19 protein-coding genes and 1 pseudogene are annotated in these 17,780 nt (G+C 62.7%); 13 read left to right on the plus strand and 7 right to left on the minus strand.

Translation table 11 applies throughout. The annotated features are described in order from the left end of the window. The first annotated feature begins 34 nt into the window (after positions 1-34). The gene (locus KW845_RS17685; RefSeq protein WP_218370648.1) at positions 35-973 is read left to right on the plus strand and encodes a dihydrodipicolinate synthase family protein; all 939 of its coding nucleotides are present in this window, start codon (positions 35-37) and stop codon (positions 971-973) included. Positions 974-1,048: 75 nt separating this feature from the next. Here the strand turns inward: KW845_RS17685 and KW845_RS17690 are convergent, their stop codons facing one another. Together KW845_RS17690 and KW845_RS17695 are read right to left on the minus strand one after the other, a co-directional pair. Continuing rightward, positions 1,049-1,756 carry a ribonuclease activity regulator RraA gene (locus tag KW845_RS17690; RefSeq protein ID WP_218370649.1) on the minus strand — a complete coding sequence of 236 codons (708 nt, stop codon included), beginning with the start codon at positions 1,754-1,756 and terminating at the stop codon, positions 1,049-1,051. A 174-nt stretch (positions 1,757-1,930) separates the two neighbouring features. Beyond that, on the minus strand, positions 1,931-2,350 hold the full coding sequence (locus KW845_RS17695) for a secondary thiamine-phosphate synthase enzyme YjbQ (protein ID WP_255592728.1): 420 nt from the start codon (positions 2,348-2,350) through the stop codon (positions 1,931-1,933). A 79-nt stretch (positions 2,351-2,429) separates the two neighbouring features. On the opposite strand from KW845_RS17695, the gene KW845_RS17700 reads away from it, so the two are divergent. Then, positions 2,430-2,825 carry an antitoxin Xre-like helix-turn-helix domain-containing protein gene (locus KW845_RS17700; RefSeq protein WP_255592729.1) on the plus strand — a complete coding sequence of 132 codons (396 nt, stop codon included), beginning with the start codon at positions 2,430-2,432 and terminating at the stop codon, positions 2,823-2,825. Further along, entirely contained in the window at positions 2,825-3,571 is a 747-nt protein-coding gene (locus tag KW845_RS17705; protein ID WP_218370650.1) for an RES family NAD+ phosphorylase, read from the plus strand. Before KW845_RS17700 ends, KW845_RS17705 begins: the two co-directional genes overlap by 1 nt. Here KW845_RS17705 and KW845_RS17710 read toward each other — a convergent pair whose 3' ends face one another. From KW845_RS17710 to prpB, 4 genes are read right to left on the minus strand one after another with little or no spacing between them, the layout of a single operon-like run. Beyond that, positions 3,572-4,576, minus strand: coding sequence for an Ldh family oxidoreductase (locus KW845_RS17710; RefSeq protein ID WP_218370651.1), 1,005 nt, complete (start codon positions 4,574-4,576; stop codon positions 3,572-3,574). It lies immediately after the preceding gene. After that, positions 4,563-5,444 (minus strand): amidohydrolase, encoded by an 882-nt coding sequence (locus KW845_RS17715; RefSeq protein ID WP_218370652.1) that lies wholly within the window; start codon positions 5,442-5,444, stop codon positions 4,563-4,565. Before KW845_RS17715 ends, KW845_RS17710 begins: the two co-directional genes overlap by 14 nt. A 24-nt stretch (positions 5,445-5,468) precedes the next feature. Continuing rightward, a complete protein-coding gene (locus KW845_RS17720) occupies positions 5,469-6,440 on the minus strand; it encodes a tripartite tricarboxylate transporter substrate binding protein (protein WP_218370653.1) in 972 nt (323 codons plus the stop codon). Between the two features lie 21 nt (positions 6,441-6,461). Continuing rightward, positions 6,462-7,379 carry a methylisocitrate lyase gene (gene prpB / locus KW845_RS17725; protein WP_218370654.1) on the minus strand — a complete coding sequence of 306 codons (918 nt, stop codon included), beginning with the start codon at positions 7,377-7,379 and terminating at the stop codon, positions 6,462-6,464. A gap of 87 nt (positions 7,380-7,466) precedes the next feature. On the opposite strand from prpB, the gene KW845_RS17730 reads away from it, so the two are divergent. Beyond that, positions 7,467-8,273 carry an IclR family transcriptional regulator gene (locus tag KW845_RS17730; RefSeq protein WP_218370655.1) on the plus strand — a complete coding sequence of 269 codons (807 nt, stop codon included), beginning with the start codon at positions 7,467-7,469 and terminating at the stop codon, positions 8,271-8,273. Positions 8,274-8,386: 113 nt separating this feature from the next. Here KW845_RS17730 and KW845_RS29735 read toward each other — a convergent pair. Next, a pseudogene (locus KW845_RS29735) lies at positions 8,387-8,710 on the minus strand (secondary thiamine-phosphate synthase enzyme YjbQ); the annotation flags it as partial. A gap of 168 nt (positions 8,711-8,878) precedes the next feature. On the opposite strand from KW845_RS29735, the gene KW845_RS17740 reads away from it, so the two are divergent. From KW845_RS17740 to KW845_RS17780, 9 genes are all read left to right on the plus strand, one after another. Next, on the plus strand, positions 8,879-9,808 hold the full coding sequence (locus KW845_RS17740) for a LysR substrate-binding domain-containing protein (protein WP_218370656.1): 930 nt from the start codon (positions 8,879-8,881) through the stop codon (positions 9,806-9,808). A gap of 164 nt (positions 9,809-9,972) precedes the next feature. Further along, the gene (locus tag KW845_RS17745) at positions 9,973-10,944 is read left to right on the plus strand and encodes a tripartite tricarboxylate transporter substrate binding protein (RefSeq protein ID WP_218370657.1); all 972 of its coding nucleotides are present in this window, start codon (positions 9,973-9,975) and stop codon (positions 10,942-10,944) included. A gap of 34 nt (positions 10,945-10,978) precedes the next feature. Further along, positions 10,979-11,869: a polysaccharide deacetylase family protein gene (locus KW845_RS17750; RefSeq protein ID WP_218370658.1), complete on the plus strand. Its 891-nt coding sequence runs from the start codon at positions 10,979-10,981 to the stop codon at positions 11,867-11,869. 67 nt (positions 11,870-11,936) lie between these two features. Next, positions 11,937-13,088, plus strand: coding sequence for an acyl-CoA dehydrogenase family protein (locus KW845_RS17755; RefSeq protein ID WP_255592730.1), 1,152 nt, complete (start codon positions 11,937-11,939; stop codon positions 13,086-13,088). Between the two features lie 7 nt (positions 13,089-13,095). Beyond that, on the plus strand, positions 13,096-14,259 hold the full coding sequence (locus KW845_RS17760; protein ID WP_218370660.1) for an ATP-grasp domain-containing protein: 1,164 nt from the start codon (positions 13,096-13,098) through the stop codon (positions 14,257-14,259). After that, complete coding sequence (locus KW845_RS17765; RefSeq protein ID WP_218370661.1) at positions 14,252-15,154, plus strand: succinate--CoA ligase subunit alpha; 903 nt, start codon at positions 14,252-14,254, stop codon at positions 15,152-15,154. The genes KW845_RS17760 and KW845_RS17765 overlap by 8 nt, the downstream gene beginning before the upstream one ends. A 77-nt stretch (positions 15,155-15,231) precedes the next feature. Then, entirely contained in the window at positions 15,232-16,194 is a 963-nt protein-coding gene (locus KW845_RS17770; protein WP_218370662.1) for a tripartite tricarboxylate transporter substrate binding protein, read from the plus strand. Positions 16,195-16,213: 19 nt separating this feature from the next. Then, positions 16,214-16,393, plus strand: a complete 180-nt coding sequence (locus tag KW845_RS17775) for a hypothetical protein (protein ID WP_218370663.1) — start codon at positions 16,214-16,216, stop codon at positions 16,391-16,393. Then, positions 16,390-17,760: an amidase gene (locus KW845_RS17780; RefSeq protein ID WP_218370664.1), complete on the plus strand. Its 1,371-nt coding sequence runs from the start codon at positions 16,390-16,392 to the stop codon at positions 17,758-17,760. The genes KW845_RS17775 and KW845_RS17780 overlap by 4 nt, the downstream gene beginning before the upstream one ends. Positions 17,761-17,780 lie beyond the last annotated feature (20 nt).

A 17,780-nucleotide genomic window follows, 5' to 3' on the forward strand; every position in this document is an offset into this window, starting at 1 on the left:
TGCAAGCGGAAATGCCACCCACGGAGCACTGCACATGCCACTTACCACCGATGCAAAAGGGGTCTATCCCATCGCCCCCACGCCTTTCTTCGACGACGGCAGCATTGATACCGAATCCATCGCCCGCATGATGGATTTCTACATCGCGTGCGGCTCTACGGGGGTCACCGTGCTTGGCCAGCTTGGCGAGGCCCAGAAGCTCGAACACGCCGAATCGCTGGCCGTGGCCAGCCTGGTCATTGCCCGGGCCCAGCGGCTGCCCGTTATCGTGGGGGTGTCGGCGCCGGGCTTCGCGGCCATGCGGGCGCTGACGCACGATGTCATGGAACGCGGCGCCGCGGGCGTGATGATCGCGCCGCCCAATACGCTGCGCACCGATGACCAGGTCGTCAACTACTACCGGCAGGCCGTCGAGGCCATCGGTCCCGATGTGCCTTTCGTGCTGCAAGACTATCCGCTGACGTTCTCGGTGCAGATGAGCCCGGGCGTCATCAAGCGCATCGTCGACGAACTGCCTTCCTGCGTGATGCTCAAGCACGAAGATTGGCCGGGGCTGGAAAAAATATCCACCCTGCGCAAGTTCGAGCAAGACGGAAAAATGCGCCACATTTCCATCCTGTGCGGCAACAACGGGCTGTTTCTCGACTACGAAATGGAGCGCGGCGCCGACGGCGCCAATACGGGCTATTGCTTTCCCGACATGCTGTGCGACGTGGTGCGCCTGAATGCGGAAGGCAAGCGCGAAGAAGCGCACGACCTGTTCGATGCCCACCTGCCGCTGCTGCGCTACGAGCAGCAGCCCGGCGCCGGCCTGGCCGTGCGCAAGTATGTGCTGATGCGGCGCGGCATACTGACATCGGCCGCGCAAAGAAAGCCGGCCAGCCCGATGTCAACCGTGGCACGCCAGGAAGTCGACCACCTGCTGGCGCGCCTGGCCCGCAAGGATCCGCGCGCGGGCAAGCTGGTGCCATAGCGCTACGCGCGTTGCCACGCCGCTTGCCAGGTATCAGGCTCCGAAGGTGCCTGGCACCTGGTGGGATACCGGTACTTATTGCTTCTTGGTCGCTTCGTAGCGGGCCTTGTTCTCGGCGTTGGGCGGATACAGCCCGGGCAGGCTCGCACCGCCCTGCACTTCGTCCATGATCCAGCCTTCCAGCCGCTCTTGCTCGACCGCCAGGCCGACCACATCGTCCAGCAGCGCGGCCGGGATCACCACGGCGCCGTCCTGGTCGGCCACGATGACGTCATCCGGAAATACCGCCACGCCGCCGCATCCGACGGGCTGCTGCCAATCGACGAAGGTCAGTCCCGCCACCGAAGGCGGGGCGGCGGCGCCGCTGGCCCAGATCGGCAAGCCGGTGGACAGCACGCCAGCCAGGTCGCGCACCGCGCCATCGCTGACCAATGCCGCCACGCCGCGCTTGGCCATGCGGGCGCACAAGATGTCGCCCCAGAACCCGGCGTCTTTGACGCCGTTGGCGTCGACCACGGCAATGCAGCCCCCGGGCATCTGCTCGATGGCCGCACGGGTCGATTTCGGCGAACTCCAGGATTCCGGCGTGGCCAGGTCTTCGCGGGCCGGGATGAAGCGCACCGTGAAGGCGCGGCCCACGATGCGCTGCTTGCCCGGTGTCAGCGGAAAGGCGCCGCGTATCCAGACGTTGCGCAGCCCTTTCTTGAGCAGGGTGGTGGTCAGGGTGGCGGTCGTGATGCCAGCCAGCGCCTGGAAAGCAGACGCGTCTTGCGGGGTAGTCATGTGCGGTCTCCGTCAGGGCAATGAACTGTCCAATACCTAACCATACTAGAACTGCCCTTCGGTGAGCTCGTAGCTGACACTGAAGAAACGCGAATCCAGCCAGTTGGTTGTGAACTGCACAGGGCTTCCCTCACTTGAAAATACGTACTGCAGCGGGACCAGCCAACGCCCAGCCTATTCCCCCTGCAAGGTCACCACCACGCTGCGCGCGCCGCCCTGGTTGCGATGTTCACACAGGTATATGCCCTGCCATGTGCCCAGGCACAGGCCGCCATCGGCCACGGGGATGCTGAGACTGGCCCCGAGAATGCTGGACTTCAGGTGCGCGGGCAGGTCGTCGGTGCCTTCGTAGGTATGCTCGTAATAGGGCTCGTTCTCGCGCACCGCATGATTGAAATAACGCTCGAAGTCGGCCCGCACCGTGGGGTCGGCATTCTCGTTCAGGGTCAGCGACGCCGAGGTGTGCTGGATGAACAGGTGCATCAGCCCGACCTTGATGCGCCGAAGTTCGGGCACCTGGTTGAGGATTTCATCCGTGACCAGATGGAAGCCGCGTTTGCGGGCGGCCAGCGTAAGCGATTTCTGAATCCACATATTGCCTGCTCGCAAGTCCGCACGCGCCCAGGGCCAGGCCGAGTGCTGGATTGTTGAATTTGCACATTTGGCCTATTATATGTTCATTATGAACATCAACTCCATGGCCGCGCTGCGTCGCACCAAACCGTCTCCCGATGCCGTCCTGGCCAAGGCGGTGTTGCGCGCGGCCGATCAACTGGGGCTGCGGCAGGCCGACCTGGCCGCCGTCCTGGGCATACACCGTACGGCGGTCAGCCGCCTGAAGCAGAACCTGTCGCTCGACCCCGCTTCCAAGCAGGGGGAACTGGCCCTGCTGCTGGTGCGCATCGCGCGCGCCCTGTACGCCCTGACGGGCGGCGACGAAGACTGGATACGCCATTTCATGCACACGCCCAACACGGTCACGGGCGGCGTGCCGGCGCGGCAAATCGAAAGCATCCAGGGCCTGATGACTGTGCTGCGGTTTACCGATGCCATCCGGGGCAAGATCTGATGATCTGGCAAGCCTGTGATGGGCCGCGGCACATCGGCCCTATCGGCGGCACCCTGTACCGGCTGGTCGAAAGCCAGGAACAGATCGCCACCCTGGGCTATGTGGATACGCTGGAAGAACAGGCCATCCTGGAATCCCTGATCGACGCCGTCAAGCCGCCCTACCCGGAAAACTCGGCAGGCTTGCACTATCTGCTGAGCACGCCCTTCCGGTATCCGCCGCTGCCATGGGGCTCGCGCTTCGGGCGTACGCATGAGCCCGGCATTTTCTATGGCGGATGCAGCATCGGCACGACGCTGGCGGAATCGGCCTATTACCGCTTCGTCTTCTGGCGCTCGATGGATGCGCCGCCGCCCAAGGCGCAGATCCGCAGTCAGCACACCTTGTTCTCAGTGGGATACAAAGCTTCCCAAGGCGTGCGGCTGCAAGCAGCCCCGTTCGACGCCTACCGGGCAGAGCTCGCGCATCCCGCCCGCTACCAGGCGGCCCAGCAATTGGGCACGGCCATGCGTGCAGCGGGCGTGCAGGCTTTCGAATACCCGTCCGCGCGCGACCCTGAAGGGGGCTGCTGCGTCGCATTGTTCACCCTGCACGCGCTGGCGCAGAAGCGCCCGCGCCACATGAGCCCGTGGCTGTGCCAGGCCAGTGGCGACACCGTCGCCTTCAAGCAGGCCGGCGGCGACGAGGTCGCCACGTACCCGCTCTCATGCTTTCTGCATGAAGGCAGGCTGCCGATTCCGGCCTGACTACCCACGGCAGCGTGCAGCCAACGCTTGCAGCGCCTCATGGATGTCGGCGTCGATCTCGATGCCGTCGCGCTGGTTGGCCCGGCGCCGCGCGAATGCATGTTCAGACGGAATACGGATCTCATGCACGCCCGGCTGGCGCGCGGTGCCCTTGACGCGTGCCAAGTTGGCCGACAAATCGGCCCGATAGCGCTCCAGCGGCATCATCAAGTCGGGCCGCATGGCCAAAAGCAGGTAGCCCGCCCCTTCGGCGCCGAAGCCCGAACCGGCAAAGACCCCCAGGGCCTGCATGGCCAACGCCAGCGCAAACCCCTTGTAGCCGCCGAATGGCAATGCAGCGCCCTGGCTGGCCGCCACCGGATCGCGAGTAGGCTGGCCCTGCGCATCGATGGCCACGCCTTCGGGCAGCAGTTCGCCACGCCGCGCCCGCAAGGCCAGGTCGGTGAACATCAGGGCCGACGTGCCCATGTCGATGACCAAGGGATCGGCCAGCGTGGGGAATCCGAACGCAATGGGGTTGGTGCCCAGCGCCGCCTGCGCCCCGCCAGGCGGCGCTACCTGCGGCCGCGAGCTGATGGTGTGCAGGCCGATCAGGCCGGCCTGCGCGATCTGTTCGACATAATAGGCACTGCGGCCGCTCATCCAGCTGTTGTAGACCCCCGCCACGGCAAAGCCGTGCTCCTGCGCCTTGGCGATGACACGCTCGGTGGCGTCTTGCACGGCAAGCATCCCGTTGTGGCCGGCGGCGTCCAGCATCAGCGACAGCGGGGTTTCATGCGCCACGCGCATGGGACCGGCAGGCTGGCGCTTGTCGCGATATTCGGCCAGGTTCAGTATCTTGGGCAGCCCGGAATATTCATAGCCGCACAAGGCCGCATCCAGCATGTGGCTGGCCAGTACGCCTGCCTGCGCGGGGCTGTAGCCGATGCCGCGCAACGCGCGCACCGACAGGTCGCGCGCCTGGCCGGCCGTCAGGCGGCGGCGCTGCACGTCAGGCGCCTGCATGGCTGCCTTCCTGTGCGTCGAAACCGAACCAGCGGCATGGGGTGTCCCACAACACGCGCTGCCGATCGGCCGGGTCGGGCAGCCAGCGTTCCAGCAGTTGGTACACCGGCCCGTAGTCCATGCGACGCGGTACACGCACGAAAGGCCAGTCCGAACCCCATACGCAGTTGTCCAGCGTGAAGGCCTCGACCAGCGCCCGCACATACTCGTCGCAATCGGCGTACGGCCACGGCTGGCGCGACGACCGGAATGCCCCCGACAGCTTGACCGCCGCATTGCCGCGCCGCCCCAGTTCCAGCAGCGCCTGGAACCCTGGCTGCTTCAGGCCCTGCTCGACCGCCGGGCAGCCGCAATGGTCGACCACCACGCGTATGCCCGCCGCGTCCAGGATGGGCAGCAGGCTGAGCAGGCCATCGTCGTGGTAATACACCTGGGCGAACCAGCCCATTTCCCTGATGCGCTCGAGCAGGCGCAGTCCCGCCGCACCTTCCAGCGAAGTTGCGCCGCTGAACAGCGTATTGAAGCGCGCGCCCACCACGCCGCCATCGGCCAATGCCTGCAGATGCGCATCGGTGGCGTCATGGCCCACCAGCGCCACGCCCCGCCAGCGCCCCCCGGATGCGGCAATGCCATCGAGCATGCAGCGATTGTCGGTGGCATAGCCGGCAAACGGGTTCACCACCAGGGCGTGCGTCAGGCCATGCGCGGCCAGCACGGTACGGAATTCCCGGGACGTGCCTATTTCATTGGGCCCCGGCTTGTAGCCCACCGGATTGCTGAACGGAAAAGCGGCGGTATCCAGGACATGCGCATGGCTGTCCACCGCATAGAGCGGCTTGCCACCGATGGGGTTGCGGGTGTCGATCATGGTGCGCAATATCCTTGGCAATGCTTATTGGGGTTCGATGCCGGCTTCGCGGGCCAGCGCTTTCCACTTGTCGATCTCGTCGTGGATGTACGGACCGAATTCAGCCGGGCCCATCGGGTCGATGTCAAAGCCGATATTCTTGAACTTGGCTTGCAATGCCGGATCGGCCAGCGAGGCGCGCAGGGCATCATAAATGGGCTGGACCACTTCGGGCGGCGTCTTGCCGGGGGCCAGCAAGCCAGTCCAGGCCGACAAGTCGAAACCGGGCACGGTATCGCTGATGGGCGGCGTATCGGGCAGCAACGCCGAACGGTCTTTCATGGTGACTGCCAACAGGCGCGCCTTGCCGGCCTGCACCTGGGGCATGGCGGTGGCGAAATCGGCCATCAGCACCTGGATCTGGTTGCCCACCAGGTCTGTCATGGCCTGGGGGCTGGACTTGTACGGAATGCTCAGCAGGCTGATGCCCGCGCCGCGCTTGAAGGTCTCGGTTCCCACCAGCGTGGCGGCATTGGGCGTGCCATACGACAGTTTTTCGGGATGGGCCTTGGCATACTGCACCAGCTCGGCCACCGAGCGCACCGGCAGGTCCATATTGACCAGCAACATGAAGGGCAGGATGCCGATGCGGGCCACCGGCAACAGGTCGCGCTGGGGATCGTAGGGCAGGTTCTTGTATACGCCCGGATTGATGGTATTGACGCTGGCGCCGCCCACCAGCAGGGTCAAGCCGTCGGGTTTGGCGCGCGCCACGAAATCGGCGCCGATAATGCCGTTGGCGCCCGCGCGGTTTTCCACGATAACGTTCTTGCCCAGGTGCTGCGCCAGGCCCGGCGCCACCAGCCGCGCCACATTGTCGGTATAGCTGCCGGCGGCAAACGGCACCACCAGGCGCAGTACCTCTTCGGCGCGCACCGCGCCGGCTGCCGCCAGCGACGACAGCGCCAGCAGCGCGGCGGCGAACCCGCGCCGCGTCCAGGGTGTTGCTTGATTCATGACGGTCTCCTCAGTCAATCATTATCTGGATGCGCCTGCGCCGGCCGCAAACAATTCGTCGTACTTCGCCTCGTAGGCGTGGTAGTTCAAGACTTCGTACAGTTCGGTGCGCGGCTGCATGGCGTCGAGCACCTTGCGCGGCGACCCATCTTCAAGGATGGCCCGATATACGTTCTGCGCGGCAGCCGCCATGGCGCGCGCGGCCGACAGCGGGTACAGCGCGGCCGACACGCCGGCCTGGCGCAGTTCGTCCAGCGTAAAGGTCGGGGTCATCGAGAACTCGGTGATATTGGCCAGCACCGCATGCGGCCGATCGATGGCCTGCACGAAACCGCGGTACTGGCCAAGGTCGGCGCAGGCTTCGGCGAACACCATGTCGGCGCCGGCCTCCATATAGGCGCAAGCCCGGTCGATCGCCGCCGGCAGGCCCTCGTTGGCCAGCGAATCAGTACGGGCCACCAAGAAGAACGCATCGTCGGTGCGGGCATCCACGCACGACTTGATGCGGTCGACCATCTCGGCGGTGCTGACCAGCGCCTTGTTCGGCCGGTGGCCGCAGCGCTTGAGCTGAACCTGGTCTTCAATGTGCATGGCAGCCGCGCCGTCCTTGATCAAGCCCTTTACCAGCCGCGCGATATTGAACAGTCCTCCGAAGCCGGTATCCACATCCACCATCAGCGGCAGGTCGCAGGCGTCGGTCATGCGCCGCACATCCTGCAGCACCTCGGTCATGGTGGTCAGGCCCAGGTCGGGCAGGCCATGCGAATAAGTCGCCATGCCGCCGCCGGCCAGGTAAATGGCCTGGTGCCCGGCCCGCTGCGCCAGCAACGCGCAAAACGGATTCATCGCGCCCACGATGGGCAGCGGCTGGCTGTGTGCCAGTGCGGCACGAAAGCGCTGGCCCGGGCTGGCAGAGGGTTGGTATGAATCGATCAACATGATGCGGGGCTCCTGGTTGTCCAATGCGCTGCATTGTCCGCAGCCAGTGGCCGCCCTACAATCGTGTTGTGCATAGCGGAACACCCTATGAGACCCGCCCCTACTCCCCTGCCTGCGCCCGGCCTGGCCGAGCGCGAGAATGTCTACGCCGTCACGCGCGCGCTGCTGCTGCTCGATGCCTTCCTGCCGCATGAACAGGGCGTGACACTGTCCGAGCTCAGCCGCCGCCTGGGCATGGGCAAGACCACCGTGCTGCGCACCGCGCGCACGCTGGCGCGTTCGGGCTACCTGGCGCAGTGGGAAGACGGCCGCTGGCGCCTGGGGCCAGCCGTCGGCTGGCTGGGGGTGCGCTATCAAACCGCCTTCGATGCCCGCGATGTCATCGATTCGGTACTGCGCGCCCTGACCGACGCCACCGGCGAAACCACTGCCCTGTTCGTACGCGAAGGCTCCAGCCGCACCTGCGTGGCGCGCGTGGAACGGCCCAGCCTGGCGCGGCACTATATCCGCGTGGGTGAACGGCTGCCGTTGGACAAAGGCGCATCGGGCCACATCCTGCTGGCCTACTCAAGCCAGCAGGGCGATCTGTACGACACCATCCGGCGGCGCGGCTACCATGTGTCGGTAGGCGAACGAGACCCGCTGGTGTGCAGTATTTCCACGCCAGTTTTCGGGGCGCGCCGGCGGCTATTCGGCGCGCTGTGCATTTCCGCTGAATCGGCTCGGCTGGGCCACGCCGAACTGACGGCGCACCTGGACGCCCTGATCGCCGGCAGCGAAGAACTGACGCGCACGCTGGCGGCCAACACCGCCGGCGCGCATCCGCCGGCGGGCCAGCCGCGCGTGGCCGCCCCGGACAAAGCGGCGCCGCGACGCCGGCTGGCCCGCGGCTGAGCCGGCTCATTCCCCCTGGATTGTCGCCACCACCGTGCGGGCGCCGCCATGATCTCGATGTTCGCATAGTGGATGCCCCGCCACGTGCCCAGGCACGGACGGCCGCCGCCGACCGGAATACTGAGGCTGGCCCCCAGGATGCTGGACTTCAGGTGAGCGAGCAGATCGTCACTTCCTTCATAGGTATCCTCGTAATAGGGCCCGTCTTCGCGTACCGCATGATTGAAGTAGCGCTCGCAGTCGGCGCTCACGGTGGGGGCAGCATTCTCGTTCAGGGTCAGCGAAGCCGAGGTGTGCGGGATGAACAAGTACATCAGGCTGGCCTTGATGCGCCGAAGTTCGGGCATCTGGCCCAGGATTTCATCGATGGCCAGATGGAAGCCGCGTCCACGGGCCGGCGCGAAGTCGCCACCTATCCGCTTGCTGGCTTTCTGCATGAAGGCCGGCTGCCGGTTCCAGCGTGATCGCAAAAGCACAGAGCGTCGCACCTTCTCCCTCGGGAAAAACCCCAACGCACGCGTCCCGACCTATGAATAAGCGACGCATTCGGGCGTGCTGGTATAGCATGACGCGGATCGCCAACGGCACTCTTTCTGGACCTGTGCATGGAACTCCGCCAGCTACGCTATTTCATTACGGTTTGCGAGTTGGGCAGCATGGGGCGCGCGGCGCTGGATCTTGGCACCGTACCGTCGACCCTTAGCCAACAGATCAGCCGGCTCGAGAGCGAACTGTCCACCCGCCTTCTGCATCGCACGCCATCCGGTGTGGCCCCGACAGACGCCGGCGTGGCGTTCCTACGGCATGCCCAGCTTGTCATGCGCCACGCAAACGACGCGGCGCGCGCCGCCAAGACGGCACAACTGTCCGGCCATGCCAGCGTCGGCCTGCCACCCACGACCGCCTCGTTGCTGGGAGTCCCCCTGGTCGATGCCGCACGCGAGCAGTACCCGGATATCAAACTGCACTTGGTCGAGGCACTGTCAGGACACTTGATCTCGATGCTCAACACCGGGCGACTGGACATGGCCGTCCTGTTCAATGCTGAATCCGCGCATCGCCTGCGGAGCATCCCGTTATTGACTGAAAAACTCTTCTTGGTCGGCAGACGCGGGCTCAACGGAATGCCTGCGGGCGGCAAGATCGCATTTGGCGACATGGCGGATATTCCACTGGTCATGCCTTCGCGTTCGCATGGTCTTCGAGCCACTGTTGAAGCCTGCTTCAACCGAATGGAACTGACGCCTCGCGTCGTCCTGGAGATTGATTCACTCGTCATGTTGATGGACACGGTCTCGGCCGGCATAGCGGCCTCTATCCAGCCCGGCGCCGCCATGGCGCGCTACCAAGACTCGGGCATCGTCGCCATCGAAATAGCAGACGCGCACGCGTTGCGCCGCAGCCAACTCATCAGTTTGAACGAAGAAGAAATGTCGCCCGCTGGACTGGCGCTGCGCAGTCTACTAAGAAAAGTCATCAAAGATGTGATCGGTGGCGGTAAGTGGATCGGCGCCAGCCTCCACGAGGCGGGATAACCCGCACCTGTACAGCCGGGAGGTGTCGGATTCCGGGGGCATTCAAAAAACGTGAAGAGGTGATGCGATTATCCGTCTCGCCAATAGGTTGGCGACTGCCATAAAGTTGCTTCTGTCATCGGCCTGCAACACGGGCTGTGTTGGAACTTCATGGCGAGAACCGGATGAGACCGTACACCCGCAGAGATTTCGTCCTTGGGGCTGCCGCGCTTGGCGCCGCTTCCCTTCCCCCCGCGGTCCTGGGCCAGGGTTTATCGGCCCAGCCCATTTCCCTGATTGTTCCGTTTGCTCCGGGCGGCAACCTGGACGTCGTCGCCCGTACGCTTTCCGTTCCGCTATCGCGGCAACTGAAGCAGACGATAGTCGTGGAAAACCGCACGGGTGCCGGAGGCGCCATCGGCACGGCGGTGGTGGCGCGCGCGGAACCGGACGGTCACACGCTGCTGGTAGCCTCGACGTCGCAGTTGTCGACGTTGCCGCATATGCTAAGCACGCAGTACTCGCTCAACTCTTTCCAGCCGGTTGGAATGATCACGCGAACCTCGATGATCGTGGTCGTCCGCTCGGACGACAAGAGATTTGGTGATTTTGCAGACTTCCTCGCCGTGGCGAGGCAGCAATCGGAAGCTGTGAACGCCGGGCACGCCGGTGCGGGAACAGCCAACCATCTCGCCATGGTGCAATTGGAAGATGCGGCGAATATCAAGTTCAACTCCATCGCCTATCGAGGCTCGTCGCCTGCGCTGCTGGGCCTTCTGGGCGGGCACGTTGACGTGGTCTTCGACCAGGTCACGAGTTCCATGCCTTACCTCGAGGCCGGTACGCTGCGTGCCCTGGCGGTGCTGGGCCCCGAACACGAACCGACATTGCCGAAAGTCCCGGCCATGCCTCAACTCGACGTCAAGGCCTTCGACGCGACCACGTACGTGGGGCTGATTGCCCCATCGCAGACACCCCCGACCATCCTCGCAACACTGGCCCAGGCGCTCCAGGAAGCGCTGAAGAACGAAAAGCTCACGTCGACGCTCAGCCAACTCGGCGGCATTGTCTATCCCGCGCCAGGCAGTGAATTTGAGCACCTTCTCCAGGTGGAAGATGGACTTGCGAGACAGCTCGCGAAACAGGGCCGTCTCTGAGCTCATTCCGGAATCTCGTTGAAGGCGAAGCGCAATGCTGAAATCGCACGGACGTTACTCGTATTCGGCCATCAACCGCCGGCCGGACTACTGCTGGAAGAACGGCCAACGGCTGGCAGTGCATCTCAGTTTAAACCTGGAGCACTTCGCATTCGGCGAAGGCATGGGCAATGACTATGCGTCGCCTCATCCAGCCCCCAACCATAGAAGCTTTGCCTGGCGCGACTATGGCAACCGGGTCGGCGCATGGCGATTACTGGAATTGGCCGAGGCCTACGACCTTCCGTACGCGGTGCTGGTCAACACCGAGCTGTATGACTACTGCCCCCAGCTCATCCAGGCCTTCTCCGGCCGAGGGGACGAGATCGTAGCGCATGGGCGCACCAATGCAGAGCGCCAGGCCGATATGGCAATTGACGAAGAACGCCGCTGCATTGAAGAAGCCACGACGGCCATCGCACGGCATGAAGGCCAGCCCCCCCAAGGCTGGTTGGCGCCTTATATCTCGCAAACGAACGACTCCCTGGAGCTGCTGAAGGCCGCGGGATACCGATACATGATGGACTGGCCGCTCGATGACCAGCCGGTCTGGATGCGCACCAGGCATGGACCGATTCTTTCGGTTCCCTACGCACACGACCTGAATGATTCATTCGAATGCATCATTCGACGCACGCCGTCACAGGACTTCTGCAACAACCTGATCGACCAATTTGACGAGATGCTGGCCGAGTCCGAACGGCGCCCGTTGGTCATGCCCATTGTGTTGCATAGCTTCATCCTGGGCCAACCCTACCGGCTTCGCCAGTTTCGCCGCGTGATCGAGCACATCATGAATCACCGCGACCGGATATGGCTGACACGCCCCGGCGCGATCTGCAGCCACATCGAACAATTGCCCGCCGGAATTGTCCCCGGAGGTTGATCAATCGGACGGCCGTTGCCTGCTCACTCTCTATATTTATCTTGCACTGAGAAACATGGATGCTCGCATGAACGAACAACGAAAAATGATGATAGACAGCGTACGAGAACTAGCCCAGGCAGAGTTCAAACCCAACGGCCTGCGTTATATGGACGGTTCGTTTCCCTGGGAGAACATCCGCAAACTTGCCGATCTAGGCGTACTGGGAATGACGGTGCCCGAGGAATACGGGGGACTGGGGCTGCCCGTTCTGGATACCGCCCTCATCCTGGAAGAAATTGCCAAGACCTGCTACGTGACGGCCATGGCCGTTCTGGGTGAAGCCGGCGTACAAACCCGGGTTATCGCCAAGTATGCACCGCAGGCCATCAAGCGCCGCGTTCTGCCCAAAGTGGTCAGCGGAGACTGCATTCTTGCCGTGTGCATGACTGAACCCCACGCCGGCACGGATGTCGCCAATTACAAGACAAACGTCGTGGTCAAAAACGATAGGTTGATATTGAACGGCACCAAGACGCTCATCAGCCGGGCCCACGAAGCCGGCATGTTCGTCATTTTCTCGCGCATCGATGGTAGACCAGGCCGGGAGGGCATCGGCTGCGTACTGCTAGAGCCCGAAACCCCGGGGTTCCAGGTCACAGGCACCTATCACACCATGGGCGGCGAGAATCTGCACGAAGTCCAGTTCAATGACTGCGAACTGCCGCTCGAGAACCTGGTCATCCGCGAAGATGGATTCAGGCAGCTTCTTACCGCGTTCAACACGCAACGGTGCCTGAACCCCAGCATATCACTGGGACTGGCCGAAGGCGCATTTGACGAAGCCGTCCGGTACGTCAAGCAGCGCGGCCTGTTCGGCAAGCCCGTTAGCGACTTCCAGGGCATTCGCTGGAAGTTCGCAGACATGTTTCGTGCCATCGAGGCCGGCAGAGGCCTGCTATACCGCGCCTGCGAATCGGCCGATCCCTTTCCCGACCCTTTCCTTGCGGCAGTAGCCAAGATCACGTGTAACGAGATGGCCATCAGCGTGACCAGCGAAGCGCTTCAAGTGCACGGCGGCTACGGATTCACCGACGAATACCTGGTTTCGCGGCTCTATCGTGGCGCGCGGTATGGCACCTTGGGGGGCGGCGTCAGCGAAACGCTGAAGGACCTGATAGGACGAAAGATCCTTGCTGATGGCGATGGTCCGGAAGGCATCCTGGCACTGACTCAATAGGCCCGTCATGCTGCTTCTCGAAAATGATGGAAAGTCGTTGCTGCGCAAGTACGGTATTGCCACCCCCGCGGGAATGCTGCTGCGCGCCGGCCAAGCCCCGGCCGCGATGGCAGGTGGTCCGCCCTGGATTGCCAAGGCCCAGGTTGCCGCGGGCGGGCGCGGCAAGGCGGGAGGAATCAAGATCGTGCAAGGCATCGACGCGCTGCAACCCAGTGTCGACGCGATCCTGGAGCTATCGATAAAAGGATGCCACCCACGCGCGGTACTGGTAGAAGAATGCGTGGCAGGCCAGGAACATTACCTGGCATTGATGGTCGATGCAGGCGCCGGCGGCATCCGGCTGATGTACTCAGACCAAGGAGGCATCGACATTGAATCGCATGCGAAGTCTTGCATGCGATTCAATGAAGTGGCTGCGCTATCGCCAGCGGCGATCGACGCCATGACCCGCCGTGCCGCGCTTGCCGCTCCCGCCGCGCACCGCAACGCACTCCTGCGCCTGGGCCAATGCCTGGCCACCCTATTCCTGACTCACAAACTGACACTGGCCGAGATCAATCCTCTTTTTGCGATGCCCGACGGCACATTCATCGCCGGGGATGCCAAAATAGCCGTAGACATGAACGCCGTGCCCACGGACGAAATGCTGCACAGCCTGATTGCCAACGCTCGCGACCTGTATCCCGACGCGTGGCTCAAACTGACTGAAGATTTCGACTTTGTGGAAATCGAACATCAGGGAACGCTGGGCCTGATCACGACGGGTGCCGGCCTGTCGATGATGCTGGTCGACGAACTGGTTGCGCGCGGAGAGCGTCCGTTCAATTTCTGCGATGTCCGCACGGGCCAATTGCGCGGCAGCCCGGAACGACTGATCCGGATTCTGGACTGGTTGAATGCGGCACCCAACGTGCAGATGGTACTGGTCAACATCTTCGCGGGCATCACTAATCTGGAAGAGTTTGCCTGCCTTCTTGCGCAAGCCAGGGAACAGCGCCCCGGGTTCAAGATTCCGATGATCGCCCGCCTGGTCGGCAATGGCGCAGAAGCGGCGCAACGTCTATTGGCTGGCATCGCGCCCGATATCATCGTAGAGCCCGACCTGGATCGCTGCATGGATCTGGTCGGCCATGCACGCCGGTCAACCACTGATAATCGAAGCAATGCCTGAATTCAAATTTGATCTCGACATTCTGACCCCGGCACTGCCGGTGCTGGTGCAGGGGGTGACGGGCAGAATGGGAAGACTGCACACGAAGCTGATGTTGCAGTATGGAACGCATATCGCCGGTGGAGTCAGCGCACCGGGTTCCGAACGCCGGGACGTTCCCGTTCCTGTTTTCTTCAACTGCAAAGACGCGGTCGCGGCCACGGGCGCCACGACCAGCCTGGTCATGACACCCGCCATGCAGACCAAGGCGGCCTTCGAAGAGGCTATCAGTGCCGGACTACGAACCGTCATCACCATCGCCGAGGGAATTCCCGTACACGATGCGCTGATCATGCGCACCCTGGCGAGCGAGGCCGGCGTATTCTGGATCGGCCCCTCGACGCCCGGACTTGCCGTCCCAGGCAAGATGAAAATCGGATTCCTTCCTGATGTCTCGCTATCTGCGGGCGAGATCGGCGTCATGTCGAAAAGCGGCACGCTCGCATACGAAATCTGCCATCGGCTGACGCAACAAGGGATTGGTCAAAGCGCATGGATCGGCGTCGGCGGGGATCCGGTAAAAGGGCTCCGCTTTGCCGACCTGGCCGAATCGTTCGCCACTCATACCGCCACGAAAGCTGTCCTGCTGATCGGCGAAATCGGAGGAACCGAGGAAGAAGAGTTTGCCGACAGATGGCGCGGCCTGGGTTCTCCGAAACCTGTCTATGCCCTGATTGCAGGCGCGCAGGCCAAGGAGGGGGTAACGATGGGGCATGCTGGCGCTTTGGTACTGGGCGAACGTGGATCCTTGGAATCCAAGCGCGCCGCTTTGCAGGACTGCGGGGTTCACGTATTTCAGTCGATGCGCAACCTCGTGGCGCAAATATCGGCGGATCGTGCGCAACGCGCCCAATAGTTGCCGGCTCTGAGGTAGATAGCCATTTTTGCCAGATAATTCGTTTCGCTGCAATCACACACTGGGAAACATCCAAGATGAAGAAAATCGCCAGGCTTATCCTTGCAGGAATTCTGACGCATGCGATGCTGCCCGTCCACGCGCAAAGCACGTATCCGGATCGTCCTGTCACGTTGGTGGTGGGATTCACCGCCGGGGGTGCCAACGACAAAGTCGCACGCGAGATCGGACATCGGCTGAGCAAGCTATGGAATCAATCCGTCGTGGTGGAAAACAGGAGCGGTGCCTCTGGCGCCATCGCCGCAGTTAGTGTGGCCAGCGCCAAACCGAATGGCCTGAGATTGCTGGTGGGCCCCGTGACCCTGACCATGCTTCCCGCCGTCCAGGAAGGGTTGCCCTTCGACATGAGCAAAGACTTCACTCCTGTTGGATTGATCGCCAAGTCGCCCCTCGCGTTGACGGTCAGCAATGATCTTGAAGTCGATACACTGGACGCCTTTCTCGCACTCGCCGCAACCAAAGACCTGTTCGCAGGCACCACCGGGCCTGGTGCCGTGGACCATTTTGGCAGCCTCTTGCTAATGGAGAAAACCGGCGTTCATCTACAAGACATCGCGTACCGGGGCGGCCCCGAACTCTTGACTGACCTGATGGCGAATCGGGTCAACATGTCGATGAGCAGCGCTGCAACCATCGCCCCCCATGCCAATGGCGGAAAACTGAAGGTGCTGGCAGTTACGGGCACCGAAAGATCGCCGGTCTTGTCGGCCGTGCCAACATTTCTGGAAAGCGGTGTGACGGGTGTCGATATCTCACAGTGGTGGGGGCTGTTCGCGCCCGCGGCAACGCCACGTGCGATCATAGAGAAGATCAATGATGGCCTGAACACCGTCCTGAATGAAGCGGATCTTCAGCAAGCATTGCTTGCAGACGGGGCGATCGCAACGCCGATGACAACCGCCGCGTTCGGCACCTTCGTCTCAAGCGAACTTTCAAACTGGAAGGGCGTGGCTGGCAGAACCGGCATCAAAGCAAAGTAGAGGCTTGGCGATGAAACAGATGGATCGGAAACAACTCGAAGCCCAGATCATGAACCAGGGCCTTGGCCACGCCTACGAAGCGTACCCGGACGATATTGCCATCGCCGCGGCCGATGCGCTGCAATTCGCGGGCGCGCTTAGCGACGACCTTTCTCCTGCAGACGAACCCTGGAAAATGGTCCAGGTGCACCGGCCATGAACGATCTTCATTGGCTTGATGCCGCTAGCCTGGTCGATGCCTACCAACGGCGACAACTAGCTCCGTCCGAGTATGTGGACAGCCTGCTGGACCATATAGACCGCTACGACGATGCGCTTCATGTCTTCATTGATCTCCATCCCGATGACATCCGGAAAGAGGCAAAGAGGGCCGACCGGGCGCTGCGCGCAACGCGTTGCACGCCAGGCAGATTGCACGGTGTCCCGGTGGGCATCAAAGACAATATCAATGTGCGCGGCGTACCCACCACGTGCTGCTCCCATCTGATGACAGGCAACATTGCCAACCGGGATGCGCTGATCGTCGAGCGCCTGCGCCGTGAAGGCGCCATCATTCTTGGAAAGGTCGCGACATGGGAATTCGCCCTTGGCGGCCCGTCATTTGACCTGCCCGTTCCTCCGGCAAGAAACCCCTGGCGTTACAGTCATCAGCCGGGAGGCTCTTCTTCCGGATGCGGCGCCGGGCTTGCTGCAGGCTTTTTCCCGTTGGCTATAGGCACAGACACCGGCGGCTCCGTCCGTCATCCCGCGGCATCTTGCGGCGTGGTCGGGCTCAAGCCCACCTACGACCTCGTGTCGCGCGACGGGGTCTTTCCGCTGGCTTATTCACTGGATCATGTAGGTCCGATGGCCAGATCGGTGGCAGACGCCTCGCTGTTGCTTGATGTGCTTGCCGGCACCCCTCATTGCCCAAGAACCGGTCCCCCTGCTGCCGACAGGCTCGATGGCTGGAAAATAGGTTTCATCAAGAATTTCCATGAAACTGACATGATCGCCGCGCCGGAAGTCGGTGCCGCGCTCGATCAGGCGGCAATGGCATTTGCCGTCTTGGGCGCCACCGTACACGATATACGTGTGCCACCGCTCGATGACTTCGCGGCCGTCAACAGGGTGATCCTGTACAGCGAGGCGTGGTCTATCCACAAAAAGCAGTTCACGTCGCACCCCGACAAGTACGGCCAGATCTGCCGCAGGAGAATTCCCGCAGGCGCGTTTCTTTCGGCCGAGCACTATGTCACGGCGCAACGCCGCCGTACTGTACTGCACGCCAAAATCGAAGCGCAATTGGCCCAGTTCGATTTCTTGCTATGCGCCAATTCGCTTGACCCGGCCGGGCCGATCGATCAGTTTTCCTCAGGCTCTCCTGTCAATTCACGGCAGGCCCGCACTCCGTTCAATGTGACAGGACATCCCGCGATATCGTTGATGTCGGGCCTGTCTTCTGACGGGTTGCCGCTGTCGCTTCAGCTTGTTGGCAGGTTTTTCAACGAACGAATGCTGCTTCAAGCAGCGCAAGCCTATCAGCGCCATACTGGCTTCGATACCCTGCACCCGCCGCACCTGTAACCCAATTGATCGCCACGGTA

Origin of the sequence: Bordetella sp. BOR01, assembly GCF_019218885.1 — a bacterium.
Lineage (GTDB): Bacteria > Pseudomonadota > Gammaproteobacteria > Burkholderiales > Burkholderiaceae_B > Bordetella_A.

Excerpts from the sequence above, each read along its gene's own strand:
- KW845_RS17760 (WP_218370660.1), top strand. The coding sequence starts at position 13,096 with ATGCTGCTTCTCGAAAATGATGGAAAGTCGTTGCTGCGCAAGTACGGT.
- KW845_RS17745 (WP_218370657.1), top strand. The coding sequence starts at position 9,973 with ATGAGACCGTACACCCGCAGAGATTTCGTCCTTGGGGCTGCCGCGCTT.
- KW845_RS17765 (WP_218370661.1), top strand. The coding sequence starts at position 14,252 with ATGCCTGAATTCAAATTTGATCTCGACATTCTGACCCCGGCACTGCCG.
- KW845_RS17715 (WP_218370652.1), bottom strand. The coding sequence starts at position 5,444 with ATGATCGACACCCGCAACCCCATCGGTGGCAAGCCGCTCTATGCGGTG.
- KW845_RS17700 (WP_255592729.1), top strand. The coding sequence starts at position 2,430 with ATGTTCATTATGAACATCAACTCCATGGCCGCGCTGCGTCGCACCAAA.
- KW845_RS17710 (WP_218370651.1), bottom strand. The coding sequence starts at position 4,576 with ATGCAGGCGCCTGACGTGCAGCGCCGCCGCCTGACGGCCGGCCAGGCG.
- KW845_RS17780 (WP_218370664.1), top strand. The coding sequence starts at position 16,390 with ATGAACGATCTTCATTGGCTTGATGCCGCTAGCCTGGTCGATGCCTAC.
- KW845_RS17720 (WP_218370653.1), bottom strand. The coding sequence starts at position 6,440 with ATGAATCAAGCAACACCCTGGACGCGGCGCGGGTTCGCCGCCGCGCTG.
- KW845_RS17770 (WP_218370662.1), top strand. The coding sequence starts at position 15,232 with ATGAAGAAAATCGCCAGGCTTATCCTTGCAGGAATTCTGACGCATGCG.
- KW845_RS17685 (WP_218370648.1), top strand. The coding sequence starts at position 35 with ATGCCACTTACCACCGATGCAAAAGGGGTCTATCCCATCGCCCCCACG.
- KW845_RS17730 (WP_218370655.1), top strand. The coding sequence starts at position 7,467 with ATGAGACCCGCCCCTACTCCCCTGCCTGCGCCCGGCCTGGCCGAGCGC.
- KW845_RS17740 (WP_218370656.1), top strand. The coding sequence starts at position 8,879 with ATGGAACTCCGCCAGCTACGCTATTTCATTACGGTTTGCGAGTTGGGC.
- KW845_RS17750 (WP_218370658.1), top strand. The coding sequence starts at position 10,979 with ATGCTGAAATCGCACGGACGTTACTCGTATTCGGCCATCAACCGCCGG.
- prpB (WP_218370654.1), bottom strand. The coding sequence starts at position 7,379 with ATGTTGATCGATTCATACCAACCCTCTGCCAGCCCGGGCCAGCGCTTT.
- KW845_RS17690 (WP_218370649.1), bottom strand. The coding sequence starts at position 1,756 with ATGACTACCCCGCAAGACGCGTCTGCTTTCCAGGCGCTGGCTGGCATC.
- KW845_RS17755 (WP_255592730.1), top strand. The coding sequence starts at position 11,937 with ATGAACGAACAACGAAAAATGATGATAGACAGCGTACGAGAACTAGCC.
- KW845_RS17695 (WP_255592728.1), bottom strand. The coding sequence starts at position 2,350 with ATGTGGATTCAGAAATCGCTTACGCTGGCCGCCCGCAAACGCGGCTTC.
- KW845_RS17775 (WP_218370663.1), top strand. The coding sequence starts at position 16,214 with ATGGATCGGAAACAACTCGAAGCCCAGATCATGAACCAGGGCCTTGGC.
- KW845_RS17705 (WP_218370650.1), top strand. The coding sequence starts at position 2,825 with ATGATCTGGCAAGCCTGTGATGGGCCGCGGCACATCGGCCCTATCGGC.